16 protein-coding genes are annotated in these 15,274 nt (G+C 73.0%); 8 read left to right on the forward strand and 8 right to left on the reverse strand.

The window, feature by feature from the left end:
• Position 1: 1 nt before the first annotated feature.
• Both ACIPXB_RS25915 and cdgB read right to left on the reverse strand, forming a co-directional pair.
• Positions 2 to 1,033, reverse strand: coding sequence for a CBM35 domain-containing protein (locus ACIPXB_RS25915; protein ID WP_401453771.1), 1,032 nt, complete (start codon positions 1,031 to 1,033; stop codon positions 2 to 4).
• Between the two features lie 79 nt (positions 1,034 to 1,112).
• Positions 1,113 to 2,924, reverse strand: coding sequence for a diguanylate cyclase CdgB (gene cdgB / locus ACIPXB_RS25920; RefSeq protein WP_401453772.1), 1,812 nt, complete (start codon positions 2,922 to 2,924; stop codon positions 1,113 to 1,115).
• 299 nt (positions 2,925 to 3,223) lie between these two features.
• On the opposite strand from cdgB, the gene ACIPXB_RS25925 reads away from it, so the two are divergent.
• A complete protein-coding gene (locus tag ACIPXB_RS25925) occupies positions 3,224 to 3,775 on the forward strand; it encodes a flavin reductase family protein (protein ID WP_401453773.1) in 552 nt (183 codons plus the stop codon).
• Positions 3,776 to 3,877: 102 nt separating this feature from the next.
• On the opposite strand, the gene arfB is transcribed toward ACIPXB_RS25925, so the two are convergent.
• Complete coding sequence (gene arfB, locus ACIPXB_RS25930) at positions 3,878 to 4,306, reverse strand: alternative ribosome rescue aminoacyl-tRNA hydrolase ArfB (protein WP_401453774.1); 429 nt, start codon at positions 4,304 to 4,306, stop codon at positions 3,878 to 3,880.
• 143 nt (positions 4,307 to 4,449) lie between these two features.
• On the opposite strand from arfB, the gene ACIPXB_RS25935 reads away from it, so the two are divergent.
• Positions 4,450 to 5,025, forward strand: coding sequence for a TerD family protein (locus ACIPXB_RS25935; RefSeq protein ID WP_401453775.1), 576 nt, complete (start codon positions 4,450 to 4,452; stop codon positions 5,023 to 5,025).
• A 192-nt stretch (positions 5,026 to 5,217) separates the two neighbouring features.
• Here ACIPXB_RS25935 and ACIPXB_RS25940 read toward each other — a convergent pair whose 3' ends face one another.
• Together ACIPXB_RS25940 and ACIPXB_RS25945 are read right to left on the reverse strand one after the other, a co-directional pair.
• Positions 5,218 to 6,651 (reverse strand): M1 family metallopeptidase, encoded by a 1,434-nt coding sequence (locus ACIPXB_RS25940; RefSeq protein WP_401453776.1) that lies wholly within the window; start codon positions 6,649 to 6,651, stop codon positions 5,218 to 5,220.
• A 19-nt stretch (positions 6,652 to 6,670) separates the two neighbouring features.
• Positions 6,671 to 7,195, reverse strand: a complete 525-nt coding sequence (locus ACIPXB_RS25945) for a heme-binding protein (RefSeq protein WP_401453777.1) — start codon at positions 7,193 to 7,195, stop codon at positions 6,671 to 6,673.
• 415 nt (positions 7,196 to 7,610) lie between these two features.
• Here ACIPXB_RS25945 and ACIPXB_RS25950 point away from each other — a divergent pair, with 415 nt between their 5' ends.
• The 4 genes from ACIPXB_RS25950 (at position 7,611) to ACIPXB_RS25965 (ending at position 10,333) form a co-directional block, all read left to right on the forward strand.
• Positions 7,611 to 8,771 (forward strand): sensor histidine kinase, encoded by a 1,161-nt coding sequence (locus ACIPXB_RS25950; protein ID WP_401453875.1) that lies wholly within the window; start codon positions 7,611 to 7,613, stop codon positions 8,769 to 8,771.
• Entirely contained in the window at positions 8,768 to 9,391 is a 624-nt protein-coding gene (locus tag ACIPXB_RS25955; RefSeq protein ID WP_401453778.1) for a response regulator, read from the forward strand. Before ACIPXB_RS25950 ends, ACIPXB_RS25955 begins: the two co-directional genes overlap by 4 nt.
• A gap of 281 nt (positions 9,392 to 9,672) precedes the next feature.
• The gene (locus ACIPXB_RS25960) at positions 9,673 to 9,816 is read left to right on the forward strand and encodes a hypothetical protein (protein ID WP_401453779.1); all 144 of its coding nucleotides are present in this window, start codon (positions 9,673 to 9,675) and stop codon (positions 9,814 to 9,816) included.
• A gap of 13 nt (positions 9,817 to 9,829) precedes the next feature.
• Positions 9,830 to 10,333 (forward strand): hypothetical protein, encoded by a 504-nt coding sequence (locus tag ACIPXB_RS25965; RefSeq protein WP_401453780.1) that lies wholly within the window; start codon positions 9,830 to 9,832, stop codon positions 10,331 to 10,333.
• 55 nt (positions 10,334 to 10,388) lie between these two features.
• On the opposite strand, the gene ACIPXB_RS25970 is transcribed toward ACIPXB_RS25965, so the two are convergent.
• Genes ACIPXB_RS25970 through ACIPXB_RS25980 form a run of 3 tightly spaced genes read right to left on the reverse strand, consistent with a single transcriptional unit; the run spans position 10,389 to position 12,700 of the window.
• Complete coding sequence (locus tag ACIPXB_RS25970) at positions 10,389 to 11,144, reverse strand: pentapeptide repeat-containing protein (protein ID WP_401453781.1); 756 nt, start codon at positions 11,142 to 11,144, stop codon at positions 10,389 to 10,391.
• Between the two features lie 47 nt (positions 11,145 to 11,191).
• A complete protein-coding gene (locus ACIPXB_RS25975) occupies positions 11,192 to 12,088 on the reverse strand; it encodes an aminoglycoside phosphotransferase family protein (RefSeq protein WP_401453782.1) in 897 nt (298 codons plus the stop codon).
• Positions 12,089 to 12,112: 24 nt separating this feature from the next.
• Positions 12,113 to 12,700 carry a DsbA family protein gene (locus ACIPXB_RS25980; RefSeq protein ID WP_401453783.1) on the reverse strand — a complete coding sequence of 196 codons (588 nt, stop codon included), beginning with the start codon at positions 12,698 to 12,700 and terminating at the stop codon, positions 12,113 to 12,115.
• 306 nt (positions 12,701 to 13,006) lie between these two features.
• On the opposite strand from ACIPXB_RS25980, the gene ACIPXB_RS25985 reads away from it, so the two are divergent.
• Both ACIPXB_RS25985 and ACIPXB_RS25990 read left to right on the forward strand, forming a co-directional pair.
• A complete protein-coding gene (locus ACIPXB_RS25985) occupies positions 13,007 to 14,404 on the forward strand; it encodes an NAD(P)/FAD-dependent oxidoreductase (protein ID WP_401453784.1) in 1,398 nt (465 codons plus the stop codon).
• Positions 14,405 to 14,580: 176 nt separating this feature from the next.
• Entirely contained in the window at positions 14,581 to 15,045 is a 465-nt protein-coding gene (locus ACIPXB_RS25990; RefSeq protein ID WP_401453785.1) for a hypothetical protein, read from the forward strand.
• The last annotated feature ends 229 nt before the right edge of the window (positions 15,046 to 15,274 follow it).

The following is a 15,274-nucleotide window of genomic DNA, read 5'->3' on the forward strand; positions in this document are numbered from 1 at the left end:
CTCAGCCGCGCTCCAGCCAGAGCTGGTCGAGGTTGACGTCGCAGGAGTTGCCCGTCTCGCAGCTGATCTTGATGGTGTTCGTGCCCGCCTTGAGCTGCACGATCGAGTACGTGTTGGTCCAGCCCTTGTCCCACTCGCCGGGCTTGGCGAGGGAGAAGTTCTTCATGTTGATGGGCCGGGTCGACGCCGTGCCGTTGGTGGTCAGCGTCATGTTGGCGTCCTTGCCGGGCACGCCGTACGTCATCTTCAGCTTGTACTCGCCGCCCTTGGGCAGGTCCAGCGTCCATGTCACCGACGCGCCGGCAGCGTTGAGGCCGCCCACGTACTGACCGCCCTGGCCCTTGGCGCCCGGGATCGCCGTCTGCACCTGCGCGCCGCCGGCGAGGGAGAAGCCGGTGCTGGCGGCGTCGGCCTTCGGCAGCTGGGCCTCCTGCGAGGGCGAGTTCTTCGGCTCCGGGGCGGAGCTCTGCGGGGCCGGGCTCTGGGCCTGGCCGCCCGTCTGCTTGTCGGCCTGGCCCTTGCCCTTGTCCTTCTCGTCGTCGCCGAAGGTCAGCGCGGCGCCGATGCCGACCGCGACCGCGGCGACCACGGCGACCGCCGCGATCAGCAGGCCCTTGCGGCTGGAGCCGTTGCCACCGCCGCTGCCGCCGGGCGTGGCCGTCGGCTGGGTCTGGTGCTGCGGCGGGAGCGGGGGCTGGCCCTGCGCGGGCACGCCGTAGCCGCCCGCCTGGAGCGTCTCGGGGGCCTGGTACTGCGCCTGGTACGCCGGGGCCTGCTGCTGCGGGACCTGGCCGCGCTGACCGGCGTTGCGCCGCTCGCCGACCGTGTGCACCTGGTTGTAGGACGTACGGGGAACGCCTGGCTGGGTGCCGGGGTGACCGCCGACCGTCGGGCCGGGGTAGCCGTAACCACCGCCCGGCGGGGGCGGGGCGGCACCGTTGGCCTGGCCGTCCGCGTAGAGGTAGCCGAACGGGTCGTCGTCCTCGGGCTGGTTCGCCCCACCGTTCGGGCCGTTGTTCGCGGGCGTCGTCATCGCAGGTCACTCCTTTCGACCCCCGGGAGCCTACCTCGAACAGGCGCACTCCAGGCGATCCGCCGACCGTCCGGCGAGATCAGCCGGCCCGCCGGTGGGCCTTGGAACGCGACCTTTTCTCGATGTACATCCGCTGGTCGGCGGAGCGCAGCACTTCCTCGGCCGACATCCCGCAGGAGGCCCATCCGATGCCGAAACTGGCGCCCACACGGACCGCCCGGCCGTCCACCCGGATCGGCGGGATGATCGCGTTGCGCAGCCGTACGGCGAGATCGGCGGCGTCCGCCGAGCCGAGCCCGTCGGCGAGGACGACGAATTCGTCACCACCCAGCCGAGCGACGGTGTCACCGTCCCTGACGCACGCCGACAGCCGCCGGGCCACCTCGATCAGGACCGCGTCACCGGTGTGGTGCCCGAACCGGTCGTTGATCGATTTGAAGCCGTCGAGGTCGCAGAAGAGGACGGCCAGGCCCTTGGTGCCGTCGTCGATGTCGGTCGCGGGCGCCACCGCGTGCACGTGGTGCTCGTACGCGCCCCCCATCGCCCCCATCGCGCCCATCGCCTCTGGGCCCCCGCCCTGGCCCTGGCCCGGACCCATGCCCGGTCCGGCGCCCATGCCGCCTCCGGGGGCCGTCCCGGCGTAGTCGAAGGGCTCCGGATAGCCGTCGGGCCGGAAGCCGTGCTCGTGGCCGGGTCCGGGGCCGTATCCGGGCCCGTATCCGGGGCCGTATCCGGGGCCGTGGTCCGCCTCCCCCGCCGGACGGCCCTCGAAGGCGGCGTCGAGGGCCTCCACGGCGGTCGCCCGTACCGACTGCGGCAGCCGGCACAGCCGGGCGGAGAGCCGGGCCCGCAGCTCCGCGCTGTTGGGCAGGCCGGTGAGCGAGTCGTGGCTGGCGCGGTGCGCGAGCTGGAGCTCGTGGCGCTTGCGCTCCTCGATGTCCTCGACGTGGGTGAGCAGGAACCGGGGCCCGTCGGCGGCGTCGGCGACGACGGAGTTGCGCAGGCTCACCCACAGGTACGTGCCGTCGCGGCGCCCCAGGCGCAGCTCGGCGCGGCCGCCCTCGGCGGAGGTCCGCAGCAGGGTGCCGATGTCCTCGGGGTGGACGAGGTCGGAGAAGGCATAGCGGCGCAGGACGGAGGCGGGCCGGCCCAGCAGCCGGCACAGGGCGTCGTTGGTGCGCAGCAGCCGGCCGTGCTGGTCGCCGCCCATCTCGGCGATGGCCATGCCGCTGGGCGCGTACTCGAAGGCCTGCCGGAAGGACTCCTCGCTGGCCCGCAGGGCCTGCTGCTCGCGCTCCAGGCGGACCAGGGCGCGCTGCATGTTGGCGCGGAGCCGGGCGTTGCTGATCGCGATGGCGGCCTGGAAGGCGTACATCTGGAGCGCTTCCCGGCCCCACGCGCCGGGGCGCCGCCCGTTGCGGGGTCTGTCCACCGAGATGACGCCGAGCAGTTCCCCGCCGGAGGCGTACATCGGGGCGTAGAGCCGGTCCTCGGGGTGCCATTCGTCCGCGAAGCGCGGGTCCGGCCCGTCGGTGTGCCACTGGGGCACGTCGTCCTCGATGAGGACCCAGCCCTCGGTGTGCGGGATGAAGCGGAGGCCGTCCCAGCACTCGCCCATGGTGAGGCGGCGGTCCCAGGAGGCGCGGGAGCCGACACGGCCGGTGATCAGGGCTTCGGCGGCGGGGTCGCCGGCGAAGGCGGCGACGACGAGATCACCGTCGGGGCGTACGAGGTTGACGGCGGCGAGTTCGTAGCCGAGGCCCACGACGATGCCGTCCACGACCGTCTGCAGAGTGTCCGCCAGGCTACGGGCCGTGTTGAGTTCGGCCACCACCTGGTGCAGCTGCCGCAGGGTCGCAAGACGGACGTACGGCTCCGACTCGGTCTCCATTGCTCGCTCTCCCCGAGACCTCGACAGCAACTCCAGGTGTGTCATCGGCGCTTCGTTGCGGTGTCCCGTCCACTGAATCACAGTGAGCTGTGCCGCAGGTACACAGGGTCAACAAATCTTGCCCTCTGTGACTCAAGTCACACGATCTGATGATGTGATGGGAGTGCTCCGGCGCGGCCGGCGGGCGCGGGCGGGACCTCGGGCGGAATTTTGGCGGCACGGCCTAGGCCGAGGGGCGGTGGTGCGGCTCGGACTCGGGCCCGATGTGCCGCGCGGGTGGCCGAGACTAGCGTCGCGGTGTGCTGAAGACGACCCCTGTGAAGGCTCATCCTGTGTCCGTGAGCAACGACGAGTTCCGGGCGGCGATGTCGCGCCTGGCGGCGGGTGTGGTGCTGGTCACCGCGCACGAGCCGCCCCTGGCCCCGGACGGGCCGCGCGGCGAGGACGTGGGCATGACCGCGACCGCCTTCATGTCCGTCTCGCTGGACCCGCCGCTGGTCCTGGTGAGCCTGCGGGAGGGGTCGCGCATGGACGACCTGCTGGCCGATCAGCCGCTGTGGGCGGTGTCGGTGCTGGCCGACGACCAGCTGAAGGTGGCGGGCCGCTTCGCGATGAAGGGCCGCATCAGCGACCGGCTGCTCTTCGCGGACCTGCCGGTCACACGGGGCGAGCGGACGGGGGCCCCGCTGATCGGCGGGTCGCTGGCGACGCTGGAGTGCCGGACGCAGTCGCGGGTGGCGGCGGGCGACCACACGCTGGTGATCGGCCACGTCCTGACGGCCTCGCTCCCGTCCCCGGGCGGCTCCCCGCTGACGTACTTCCGCGGCCGCTACCGCCACCTGGGCGCGTAACGGGATCGTGTGTCCCGGGGATCCGGGCCCGGGGATCCGGCGTCCTGGGATCCGGCGTCCTGGGATGCGGCGGGGCGTTCCGGGTCGGCGGAGCTCCCGGGTCTACCAGTCGCGGCCCGAGCGGCCGCGCTTGGTCTCGGCGCGGGCCTTCTTCTCGCGCAGGCGCCGCTCGTTGATCCCCCGCGGGATCCGGGTCGCCCGTCTCGGCTTCGGGGGTGCCGCCGTCGCCTCCGCCAGCAGGGCGGCCAGCCGTACCAGCGCCATCTCGCGGTTGCGCCACTGCGACCGGTGCTCGGAGGCCCGTACGACGACCACGCCGCCGTCGACCAGCCGTGAGGCCAGCCGCTCCAGCGCGCGCTCCTTCCACACGTCCGGCAGTGCCTTCGTCGCGCCGAGGTCGAACAGCAGCTCCACGCGGCTGTCGGAGGTGTTCACGTGCTGGCCCCCCGGCCCCGAGGACCGCGAGAAGCGCCACGTGAGCTCGGCCTCGGGCAGCACGACGGAACCGCGGATGACATAGGGACCAGGCATGTCCCCTATGATCCGCCCCCGCCACGCCGCAGTCACCCGCATTTCGCGCGGGAACCCGTCGGGCATCTCCCGGCGTTATGAAGGTGAGCGGTAACTTGACCGCAAAGCTCCACCCAGCACGCAGACGAGGAAAGGGACATCCCATGGCTGTAAGCCTGTCCAAGGGCGGCAACGTCTCGCTCACCAAGGAGGCGCCGGGCCTGGCGGCCGTCACGGTCGGCCTCGGCTGGGACGTCCGGACGACGACCGGTGTCGACTTCGACCTGGACGCGTCCGCGATCGCGGTGAACGCGATGGGCAAGGTCGTCTCCGACGGCCACTTCGTCTTCTTCAACAACAAGTCCACCCCGGACCAGACCATCGTCCACACCGGCGACAACCGCACCGGCGAGGGCGCGGGCGACGACGAGGCGATCAACGTCAACCTGGCCGGCCTCCCCGCCGACGTGGACAAGATCGTCTTTCCGGTCTCGATCTACGACGCCGAGTCCCGCAGCCAGAACTTCGGCCAGGTCCGCAACGCGTACATCCGCGTCGTGAACCAGGCCGGCGGCTCCGAGATCGCCCGCTACGACCTCTCCGAGGACGCGGCGACCGAGACCGCCATGGTCTTCGGCGAGCTGTACCGCAACGGTGCCGAGTGGAAGTTCCGCGCCGTCGGCCAGGGCTACGCCTCCGGCCTCGCGGGCATCGCCCAGGACTTCGGCGTCAACGTCTGATCCGGCTCTGATCCGGCTCTGATCCGGCTCTGATCCGGGTCCGACCCGGTCCGGGCAGGGCCGCACGTCGGGCCTCCCCTCCGCGGCCCCACGGCCCGGAGGAGGGGCACCGACGTGCCCGGACGGCCCGGGGCCGGGTGACGCGCCGGGCCGGGTGACGCGCCGGGCCGGGTGACGCGCCGGGCCGGGCTGTCAGAGCGTGGGGCGGGCCTTGCCGTACAGCCACACGTCCCACACCTTCCGCAGGTCGTGCCCGGTCCGGCGCTCCGCGTAGGCGGTGAAGTCGGCCGTGGAGACGTTCCCGCCCCGGTGGTCGGTGGCCCAGTCGCGCAGCAGGGCGAAGAACTTCTCGTCGCCGACCTCCTGCCGGATCCGGTGCAGGACCATCGCGCCCCGGTAGTAGACCGGCTCACCGGAGATCTGCCCCGCAGCGGGCGGGGCGGCGGGCGGGAAGGCGTCCCACTCGGTGCCGGCGGCCGGATCGACGTCCGTGTCACCCGCCAGGAAGGCCTCGAAACGCTCCTGCGCCGTGATGCCTTCGTGGTCCTCGGACCACAGCCATTCGGCGTAGGTCGCGAAGCCCTCGTTGAGCCACATGTCCTTCCAGGACTTCGGCGAGACGGAGTTGCCGTACCACTGGTGCGCGAGCTCGTGCACGACGATCTCGAGCGCGGGCGCACCGGGGTAGACCGGCCGGGTCTGCGTCTCCAGCGCGTAGCCGAGGGTCCCGGCCGGTTCGACGATCGCCCCGGCGGAGGAGAAGGGGTACGGCCCGAAGCGGCGGCTGCCCCAGTCCACGATCTCCGGGATCCGCGCGAGCGGCGCGGCGCTGTCCGCGGCCTCGCCGGGCGTGACGGCGTTGTAGACCGGTACACCCGTCCGGCTGCGTCCGGTCGAGATCGCGTACTTCCCGATGGCCACGGTCGCCAGGTAGCCGGCCATCGGCTCCGTCCCGTGCCAGGCGAACACGGTCCGCCCGCCGGCGGGGTCCTCGGTACGGGAGCGCAACTCGCCGTTGGACACCGCCTCGTACCCCCGGGGCACGTCGACCGTGATGTCGTAGGTCGCCTTGTCGCTGGGGTGGTGGTTGCCGGGGAACCAGGTCATGGAGCCCAGCGGCTCGCCGACGGCGACGGCGCCGTCCTCCGTACGGATCCAGCCCTCCTGGGAGCCGTCGGGATCCTCCAGCGTCCTGGGCCGGCCCGAATAGCGCACCTCGGTACGGAAGGTCTCGCCCTTCTTCAGGTCGTCGGCCGGACGCACCGTCAACTCGTGCCCGGTGCGGTTGAAACGGGCGCCCTCACCCTGCACGGTGACGCCCTGGACGGTCATGCCGTCGAGGTCGAGGTTGAAGGAGCTGAGGCCCTGGGTGGCCTTGGCGGTGAGGGTGGCCACGCCGTCGAGGCTGCCGCTGTCCGGCTCGTACGCGAGGCGGAGGTCGTAGTGCTCCACCTGGTAACCGCCGTTGCCGGCCTTGGGGAAGTAGGGGTCGCGCAGCCCCGACGCACCGGGCCGCCCCTGCACCGTGCCGCCCGTACACGCCGTGGTGAGGGCGAGGAGTACGGCTGCGGCGACGGCGGCAGGGGCGGCGGAGACGGAGCGGAGAGCGAGCGCGCGGTGGACCACGCGCCCGATCCTAAGCGCCTTACTCGGACAGCGACTCGACGCCGGCCTTGGCATACTTCTCGTCCAGGTCGCCGCTGGGGGCACCGGCGACACCGATACCGGCGACCGGGGCGCCGCCCGCCTGGACCGGCACGCCGCCGCCGAGGAAGAGGGTGCCGGGGATGTCCTTGAGGTTGGGGGCCTGGGCCAGCCGGCCGACGAGCACGGAGGTCGGGGCGTTCCAGGAGACGGCGGTGAAGGCCTTGCGCTCGGCGGACTCGTAGGACTGCGGGCCGGCGCCGTCGCCACGGAGGGTGACGATGGTGTTGCCGTTGCGGTCCACGACGGCGACGGTGACCTTCTGGTTCTCCTTCTTCGCGGCGTCCAGGGCGGCCTGGGCGGCGCGGGCGGCGGCGTCGACGGTGAGGTGCGTCGAGGTGGTGAAGTTCTTGTCGTCGTCCTTCTTGGCGGCGGGCGCGGCGGTGGCGCTGACGGCTCCGAAGGCGCCGGCCCCGAGGGCCACGGCGAGGGCGGTACCGGTGAGGACGCGGGTGCGGGTGTTCATATCGGCTACTCCATGTGGCTGGGTGGCTGGGGGCTGGGTGGCTGGGGGCTGGGTGGCTGACTGGGGTGGCTCGCTCGCTTCGGCCGGCGCGCTCGCCGCCCTTCCATCGTGGTGCCGCCCCCGCCTGCGACCGGTCCCCGGACCGGCTCGCCTCCCCGCCCGGACCGGCTGACCCCCGTATCAACCGATCGGCTGATGCGCCGGGCGCCACCCGCGTATGTGCTGTCCGGATACCCCCCGGACCGGCTTGTCCGCCCCCGCCCGCCCCGCCTCCCCGAGGCACGATGGACGTACGTACGTGCGCCCGTACGGCACGACACACACGGCACGACACACACGGCACGACACGTACAGATCCGACAGGAGCCCGCCCCCCGTGAGCGAAGCGCAACGCACCCGCGCCCTCGCCGCCGTCATGCACACGGCCTTCTTCCTCCTGCTCGCCGCCTCCCTCTCCCGCTTCCTCCTGCGCCATCCCGGCGAACCCCGCACCCCCTGGATCATCGCCCTCGGCATCGCCCTGGCAGCCCTGTACGTCCTCGGCCCCGCCCTCGGCGCCGCGCCCACCGTCCGCCGGCTGTTCTGGCTCGGCCTGGTCGTCGCCACCTGGGTGGTCCTGGTGGTCCTCGCCCCCAGCTTCGCCTGGTGCGCGGTCCCGCTCTTCTACACGGCCCTGCGCACCCTCCCGCCCCGCGCGGCGATCGCCCTCGTCGCCCTGCTCACCGTCTTCGTCGTGATCGCGCAGCTCAAGCTGGCCAAGCAGTTCGACCCGAACCTGCTGCTCGCCCCGCCCGCGGTCGCCGCGCTCGCCACCGCCGTGTTCGTCCACATGGAGCGCCAGGCCGAGGCCCAGCGCGCCCTCATCGACGACCTCATCCGCACCCGCCGGGAGCTCGCCGCCACCGAGCGCCGCGAGGGCACCCTCGCCGAGCGCCAGCGGCTGTCGATGGAGATCCACGACACCCTCGCCCAGCACCTGTCCTCCCAGCAGATGCTGCTGCAGGCCGCCGACCGCACCTGGGACACCGATCCCGGCACCGCCCGCGCGCACGTCCGTACCGCCACCGACATCGCCGCCCGCGGCCTCGCCGAGGCCCGCCGCCTGGTGCACGACCTCGCGCCCCCCGAGCTCGCCGACGGCTCCGGCCGCCCGGAGGCCCTCCCCGACGCGCTGCGCGCCCTGGACGCCGGTCCGGGCATCACCGTCCGGTTCCACCTGGAGGGCGCGCCCGTCCCACTCCCGGACCGCACCCAGTCCGCGCTGCTGCGCATCGCCCAGGGCGCGCTGGCGAACGTACGGGAACACTCCGGCGCCCGGGCCGCCGCGCTGACCCTGTCCTTCCTCGGCGACCAGGTCGTCCTGGACGTCGCCGACGACGGCCGGGGCTTCGCCGAGCCGCGGACGGCCGGTACCACCCGCGCCGACGGCGCCACCGGCCGCGGCCACGGGCTGCCGGCGATGCGCGCGCGGGTCGGGCAGCTCGGCGGCACGCTCACCATCGAGTCGGCCCCCGACGAGGGGACCGTCCTGTCGGCCGCCGTACCCCTCAACACCCCCACGGAGCCCGCCCCATGACGACGATCCTGCTGTGCGACGACCATGTCGTCGTCCGTGCCGGCCTGCTGGCCCTCCTCGGCAGCGAACCGGACATCGAGGTGCTCGGCGAGGCCGGCAGCGGGGAGGAGGCGGTGGCCCTGGCCGCCAAACTCCGGCCCGACGTCGTCCTGATGGACCTCCAGCTCGGCGAGGGCATCGACGGAGTCGAGGCCACCCGCCGGATCACCGCCATCGCCGACCCGCCGCACGTCCTGGTCCTCACCACGTACGACACGGACGCCGACATCACGCGCGCCATCGGCGCGGGCGCGACCGGCTACCTGCTGAAGGCGGAGCGGCCCGAGGAACTGTTCGCCGCGATCCACTCCGCCGCGCAGGGGCACACCACCCTCTCGCCGCCGATCGCGAACCGGGTGATGGCCCGGATGCGCGGCACCCGGCCCACCCTGACGGAACGTGAGCTGGACATCCTGGGGCAGCTCGCCCGGGGGCTGGGCAACCGTGAGATCGCGCGGGCGCTGTTCATCAGCGAGGCCACGGTCAAGACCCACCTGGGACGGATCTACGACAAGCTCGGCGTCGACACGCGCGCGGGAGCGGTGTCGGTGGCGAAGGAGCAGCGCCTGCTGCCGTCGTAGCCGCGCCCTCCCGGACCGGGCGCGGAGAGGGCGCCGGGCCGCGCCCGCCCCCGGCCCCACCTCCGGAACATTTGCCTCCAACGTCGGCAACCGGACAGTCGTGCCCTCTCTTCGGACAACCGGCACCCCGGGCCCGTCCCGGCTCTGCCCAACCCCGGATTCCGCCGGCACGCTCACTCGCGCCGCCGCCCAGGCCCAGCGAAGGAGCCCGAGCGACCCACCTCACCCCCCGCACCGGTGCCCGCCGCCGCCCGGCCCTGCTCGCCGCCACCGCGGCCGCCGTGGCCGTCGCCGCCCTCGCCGTCCAGGCCGCGCCGGCCACGGCCGGACCGGTCCCCGCACCCACGGTCGCCGCACCCGCGGTCGCCGCCCGCGCCCCGGCCGCCGGCCCGCACACCCCGGCGGCACCCGTCCCCACGACGTGACACCATCGAAGACGTGCTCGACATCGGCTACTCCCTCTCCCGGCGCTTCCCGGACCCCCCGCAGACCGACTACCGGTCCGCGGACGTCCACGCGCTGCGCCACGACCTCTTCTGCGGCGACGTGTACCTCGCCGACACCAAGGAGGACCGGGAGGTGTCCACAGCCTGGGGATGGGTGCCGGTGCTCGACTTCGCCTGGGCGCTGTGCGACATCGTCGAGCAGCTCGACCAGGACCCGCGCGGCAGCCGCTCGTCGAACCGCCAGTACGCGGAACTCGACTTCACCGAGTCCACGGACCGGATGCTCTTCGAGCGGCGCTTCGGCTGGGTGGACATCGAGGCGGACTGGATGCCTGCGGAGGAGGCCCCGCTCACCTTCAGCCACCGGCTGCTGCGCCGGGAGGCCCGCGACTTCCTGCACGACCTGATCGCGGACCTCGTCGACATGCACGACGGGCTCGCCGACAACCCCGCGATCTGGACCCTCCAGTCCCGCTTCCCCCGCGTAACCGCGTGAGGGGCCCCGCCGGCACCCTCTCCCGCACGCCCTCCCGCACCCCCGCCCGCGTCCCCTACGGCTCCACCCGCACCCCCAGCTGCGCCGCGAACGCCGGGGCCAGGTCCATCAGCTGCGCCGGGCTGATCACGGCCCCGGCCAGCCGGTCCAGGCCGCGGGCGACGTCCACCCGGGCCGCCTCCCGCAGGTCCACCTCCGCCAGCCGCGCCCCGGAGAAGTCGGCTCCCCCGATCACACAGCCGGGGAACCCGACCCGCTCCAGCACCGCGCCGCCGAAGTCCGGCTCGACCAGCACCACGCCCTCGAACACCACGTCCTTCAGCCGGGCCGCCCGCAGGTTCAGGTAGTCGATCTTCCCGCCCCGGACGTGGACGCGCTCCAGCACCGCCCCGTGCATCTGCACCCCGCCCAGCCGGGCCTCGGCCACCTCCACGTCCCGCAGCAGGGCCTCGGCCAGATCGGTCCCGACCCCCCGCACCCCGTCGAACACCGAGTCCAGGAACCGGGCCTTCCGCAGCCGGGTGTCGTCCAGCAGGCACCCCGCGAGCCGGCAGTCCATGAACCGGGCCCCCGCCCCGTCCTGGCCGCGGAGGTCCAGCCCTGCGAAGTCCAGCGCGTCGTAGTCCCCGTCCGGCTCCAGCGCAGCGGCCGCGCCGGCACCGGCGGCGTACGCGGTGAGCTCCGGCAGCCGCACCTGCGGCCGCCGCGCCGCCTTCACCGCCTGCTTCTTCGCGTTCTTCGCGCTCTTCGCGTCCTTCGCGCTCTTCGCGTCCTTCGTGTTGTTCTTCGGGTTCTGCGCGCCGCCTGCCATCCCCCCATCCTGACCCGCGCCACTGACAACGGCGCGGGACGGACGCGTCACGCGCGCAGCCCGAGCAGCTCCTCGGCCACCAGCACCTGCTCCTCCCGCAGCGCCCGCTCCCCGTCCTCGATGTCCCACAGGGCGTTCTGGAGCACCCGCCCCAGCGTCCACGCCCCCGCCCGCTCGCGGTCCAGTCCGAGGACCTCCGTCATCAGGTCGAAGCGCCACAGGACGTCCCCGGCCACGAAGTGGTTGTCGATCGCCGGCAGCAGGTCGAACCCCGGGTCCCCCGCCAGCGGCTTCGGGTCGATCGCCAGCCACGGCTCCCGCCGCGCGCCCAGCACGTTGTCGAAGTGCAGGTCCCAGTGCAGCAGCCGGTCCCCCGGCTCGCCCGCCACCTCCGCGAGCGCCGCCGCGCAGTCCGCGAGCAGCCGCCGCTCGCGCGGGTCGGCCAACTCCCGTACGGCGTCCGGCGCATCGGCCAGCATCCGCGCGGCGATGTCGCCCAGCGCGCGCATCCCGTCCGGCGCCCGTACGGCCGTCAGCCGCGCCAGCAGCTCCGCGATCACCCCCACGGCACGGCGCGGGTCGGCCGCCGCGAGCCGCGACAGGTGCCGGGTCTCGTCGAGCCGTTCCAGCAGCAGGGTCCCGGTCGGTTCGTCGTGCTCCAGCAGCCGTACGCTGCCGTCGCCGTCCCACCGGCGCAGCGCGGCCGGTTCCCCCGCGCTCTCCTCGTCGAGCAGCTGCATCTTCAGCGCCGCCGGCGACCCGTCCGCCCGTACGACGGGCAGCACCAGCGCGGTCACCCCGTGCATCCCGGGTCCCGACCGCCGCAGCCCCCACTGCTCCAGGAACCGCGCCGCCCGCGCGGGCAGCTCCTCGATGAAGGCCCGTCCCGCCTCGCCGTTGTACGTGAGCTGCGCGCGGGCCAGTTCCTCAGGAATCTCGACCATGCCCCGACCCTAGGGCCCGTCCGCCTACCCGACGCCGACGCCGTGCAACGCCTCCCCGAACGCCTTCGCGCCGAACATCGCCCCGTTCTTGGCCCCCACCGCCTTGCCGTCCACCAGCACCAGCGGCGTGCCCTGCGCCCCGGTGGCCTCGAAGGCCTTCTCGGCGTCCGCCACCCACCCCCGGTACGTCATGTCCTTCACCGCCCTGTCGAAGGCGTCCCCGCGCAGCCCCGGCACCGCGTCCGCGACGGCCAGCAGGTGTGCGTCGGTGAAGGCGCCCGACGGCTGGCTGGCGAAGACCGCCGCGTGGTACTCGGCGAACTTTCCCGCGTCCACCGACGCCCGCAGCGCGTTGACCGCCTTGACCGAACCGCCGGCCCCGCCCTGGTCCAGGAACGACGCCAGCAGGTACTCGATCTTCACCTTCCCCTGCGCGGCCAGCTTCAGCAGCGTCTCGCCGCCGCCCGCCTCGTACGTCGCGCAGTACCCGCACCGCGGATCCACCAGCACCTGCGCCGTGTGCGGGGCATCGGCCCTCCCCACCACGACCTTGGCCCCGTCCACCGCCGCCGGCAGCCCCGCCAGCTCCCCCGCGATCGGGCTGGTCCGCACGACCCCGCCCCCGGCCCCTTCCGGGGCGCCTCCGGACCGCCCTCCACACCCCACGGCCGACCCACCGAGCAGCGCCACGAGGGCCACCACCGCCACCGCACGCCCGCGACCCCGCACGAGAACCAGCCCTCTCACCGAAACCACCAGACCGACAGAAATGACCCTCCCCACCCTAGAACCGCAATTCGCCAGGAATCCTCACCAATCGACCTTCGTTCCAGGCCCAAAGTCCCGGAACCACAACACCTTCCTTACGTCGGGGGGCCACCCTGGACAGGCGTCCGGAACGCGGTGTACCACTCCCCCATGACGAGCGCGACGATCAACGGCGGCATCTCCTTCTGGTACGCGACCGACGGCATCCCGCCGCCGCGCGAGCCCCTCACCGCCGATGCCACGGCCGACGTCGTCATCGTCGGCGGCGGCTACACCGGCCTGTGGACGGCGTACTACCTCAAGCAGGCCGCGCCCTTCCTGCGGATCACCGTCCTGGAGCAGAAGTTCTGCGGCTACGGCGCCTCCGGCCGCAACGGCGGCTGGCTCTACAACGGCATCGCGGGGCGCGACCGGTACGCGCGGCTGCACGGCCACGACGCCGCGCTCCGCCTCCAGCAGGCCATGAACGACACCGTCACCGAGGTCATCGACGTCGCCGCCAAGGAGGGCATCGACGCCGACGTCCACCGCGGCGGCGTCCTCGAAGTCGCCCGCACCCCCGCCCAGCTCGGCCGCCTGAAGGCCTTCCACGCGGCCGAACTCGCCTTCGGCGAGAGCGACCGCGAGCTCTACGGCGCCCGCGACACCCGCGCCCGCGTCAACGTCGCCGACGCCATCGGCTCGTCCTGGACCCCGCACGGCGCGCGCATCCACCCCGCCAAGCTGGTCACCGGGCTCGCCGCCGCGTGCGAACGCCTGGGCGTCGTCATCCACGAGTCCACTCCGGTCACCGAGATCGCCCCCAAGCGGGCGGTCACCCCGTACGGCACCGTCCGCGCGCCGTACGTCCTGCGCTGCACCGAGGGGTTCACGGCCTCCCTCAAGGGCCACAAGCGCGCCTGGCTGCCGATGAACTCCTCGATGATCGTCACCGCGCCGCTGCCCGCGTCCACGTGGGAGCAGCTCGGCTGGGACGACCGGGCCACGCTCGGCGACATGGCCCACGCCTACATGTACGCCCAGCGCACCGCCGACGACCGCATCGCGCTGGGCGGCCGGGGCGTCCCGTACCGCTTCGGCTCGCGCACCGACAACGACGGCCGCACCCAGCCCGCCACCATCGAGGCCCTGACCAGCCTCCTGACCTCCTTCTTCCCCGCCCTCACCGGCGTCGAGATCACCCACGCCTGGTCCGGCGTCCTCGGCGTCCCCCGCGACTGGTGCGCCACCGTCACCCTGGACCGCAGCACCGGCCTCGGCTGGGCCGGCGGATACGTCGGCTCCGGCGTCGCCACCGCCAACCTCGCCGCCCGCACCCTGCGCGACCTGGTCCAGCAGGACTCCGGCCAGGCCGGCCCCACCGAACTGACCACGCTCCCCTGGGTCGACCACCGCGTCCGCCGCTGGGAACCGGAACCCCTGCGCTGGCTCGGCGTCCACACCCTCTACGCGGCCTACCGCGAGGCCGACCGCCGCGAGTCCCGCACCCACACCCCGACCACGACCCCCCTGGCCCGCCTGGCCGACCGCGTCGCGGGCCGCCACTGACGCCGGCGCATTCGCGTTTGCATTCATCAACCGGTCCACAATGGAACGCATAAACCGTTGAACACCGCACCGGACGAGGCTTTCCGAATTGCGATCAGAATCCAGGGGTGCTGGGCTGGAAAAGTCGGGGGCCATGGCATGAGTCCATCGTGAGTACACGCTGCCGGAGGTTCGCGATGCCACACGTCACGCCTGCCCGCGGCGCACTGCGCCGCCGCACCACGGCCCTGTTCGCGGCCACCACCCTGACCCTTTCCCTGTCGGCCACCGTCACGCTCGCCTCGGCGGGCCCCGCGTCCGCCCTGTGCGTCGCCAACAGTTTCACCGGGAAATGGACTTCGTCCGACGACCGGCTGAGCCGTATCGACGTCTGGCACGGAAACGACTGCCGCCTCTACCTCAAAGCCTGGTCCACGTGCAAGAACAATGCGCGGCGCGACTGTCCGTGGAACTACGGCTCGACGGAGCTGAAAGGAACTCCGGAAAGGAATTTCCGGTTCGCCGACTTCCAGTGGAACAACGCGAGCGAGGTCCTGCAGCTGAGACTTCAGACCAAGACCCGCATGTCGGTGTGGGACCGCACCCTGTACAACTCCGGCAAGGACGTCCGCTTCACGGTACAGATGACCAAGAGCAACTGACGCAGGGTTGCGGGGGCGTCGGGGTCAGGCCCAGAAGGCTTCGGTCACGACGATCCGGGGTTCGGCGTGTCCGCGTATGAAGGTGTAGACGGGCCAGCCCCGTCCGCCGGCCAAGAGGCGGGCACGATCCGGGGCTCTTTGGGCGGAGGGTCAGGCCGCGTCCTGCCGGACCTCGTCCGGCTGCTGCTGGCTGGCCATCTGCTCGAACCACTCGGCCGGAACCAGGTAG

The sequence above is a fragment of the Streptomyces sp. NPDC090022 genome, assembly GCF_044748145.1.
GTDB lineage: Bacteria > Actinomycetota > Actinomycetes > Streptomycetales > Streptomycetaceae > Streptomyces.

Excerpts from the sequence above, each read along its gene's own strand:
- ACIPXB_RS25915 (WP_401453771.1), bottom strand. The coding sequence starts at position 1,033 with ATGACGACGCCCGCGAACAACGGCCCGAACGGTGGGGCGAACCAGCCC.
- ACIPXB_RS25950 (WP_401453875.1), top strand. The coding sequence starts at position 7,611 with ATGCACACGGCCTTCTTCCTCCTGCTCGCCGCCTCCCTCTCCCGCTTC.
- ACIPXB_RS25985 (WP_401453784.1), top strand. The coding sequence starts at position 13,007 with ATGACGAGCGCGACGATCAACGGCGGCATCTCCTTCTGGTACGCGACC.
- ACIPXB_RS25945 (WP_401453777.1), bottom strand. The coding sequence starts at position 7,195 with ATGAACACCCGCACCCGCGTCCTCACCGGTACCGCCCTCGCCGTGGCC.
- ACIPXB_RS25955 (WP_401453778.1), top strand. The coding sequence starts at position 8,768 with ATGACGACGATCCTGCTGTGCGACGACCATGTCGTCGTCCGTGCCGGC.
- ACIPXB_RS25970 (WP_401453781.1), bottom strand. The coding sequence starts at position 11,144 with ATGGCAGGCGGCGCGCAGAACCCGAAGAACAACACGAAGGACGCGAAG.
- ACIPXB_RS25935 (WP_401453775.1), top strand. The coding sequence starts at position 4,450 with ATGGCTGTAAGCCTGTCCAAGGGCGGCAACGTCTCGCTCACCAAGGAG.
- ACIPXB_RS25975 (WP_401453782.1), bottom strand. The coding sequence starts at position 12,088 with ATGGTCGAGATTCCTGAGGAACTGGCCCGCGCGCAGCTCACGTACAAC.
- cdgB (WP_401453772.1), bottom strand. The coding sequence starts at position 2,924 with ATGGAGACCGAGTCGGAGCCGTACGTCCGTCTTGCGACCCTGCGGCAG.
- arfB (WP_401453774.1), bottom strand. The coding sequence starts at position 4,306 with ATGCCTGGTCCCTATGTCATCCGCGGTTCCGTCGTGCTGCCCGAGGCC.
- ACIPXB_RS25990 (WP_401453785.1), top strand. The coding sequence starts at position 14,581 with ATGCCACACGTCACGCCTGCCCGCGGCGCACTGCGCCGCCGCACCACG.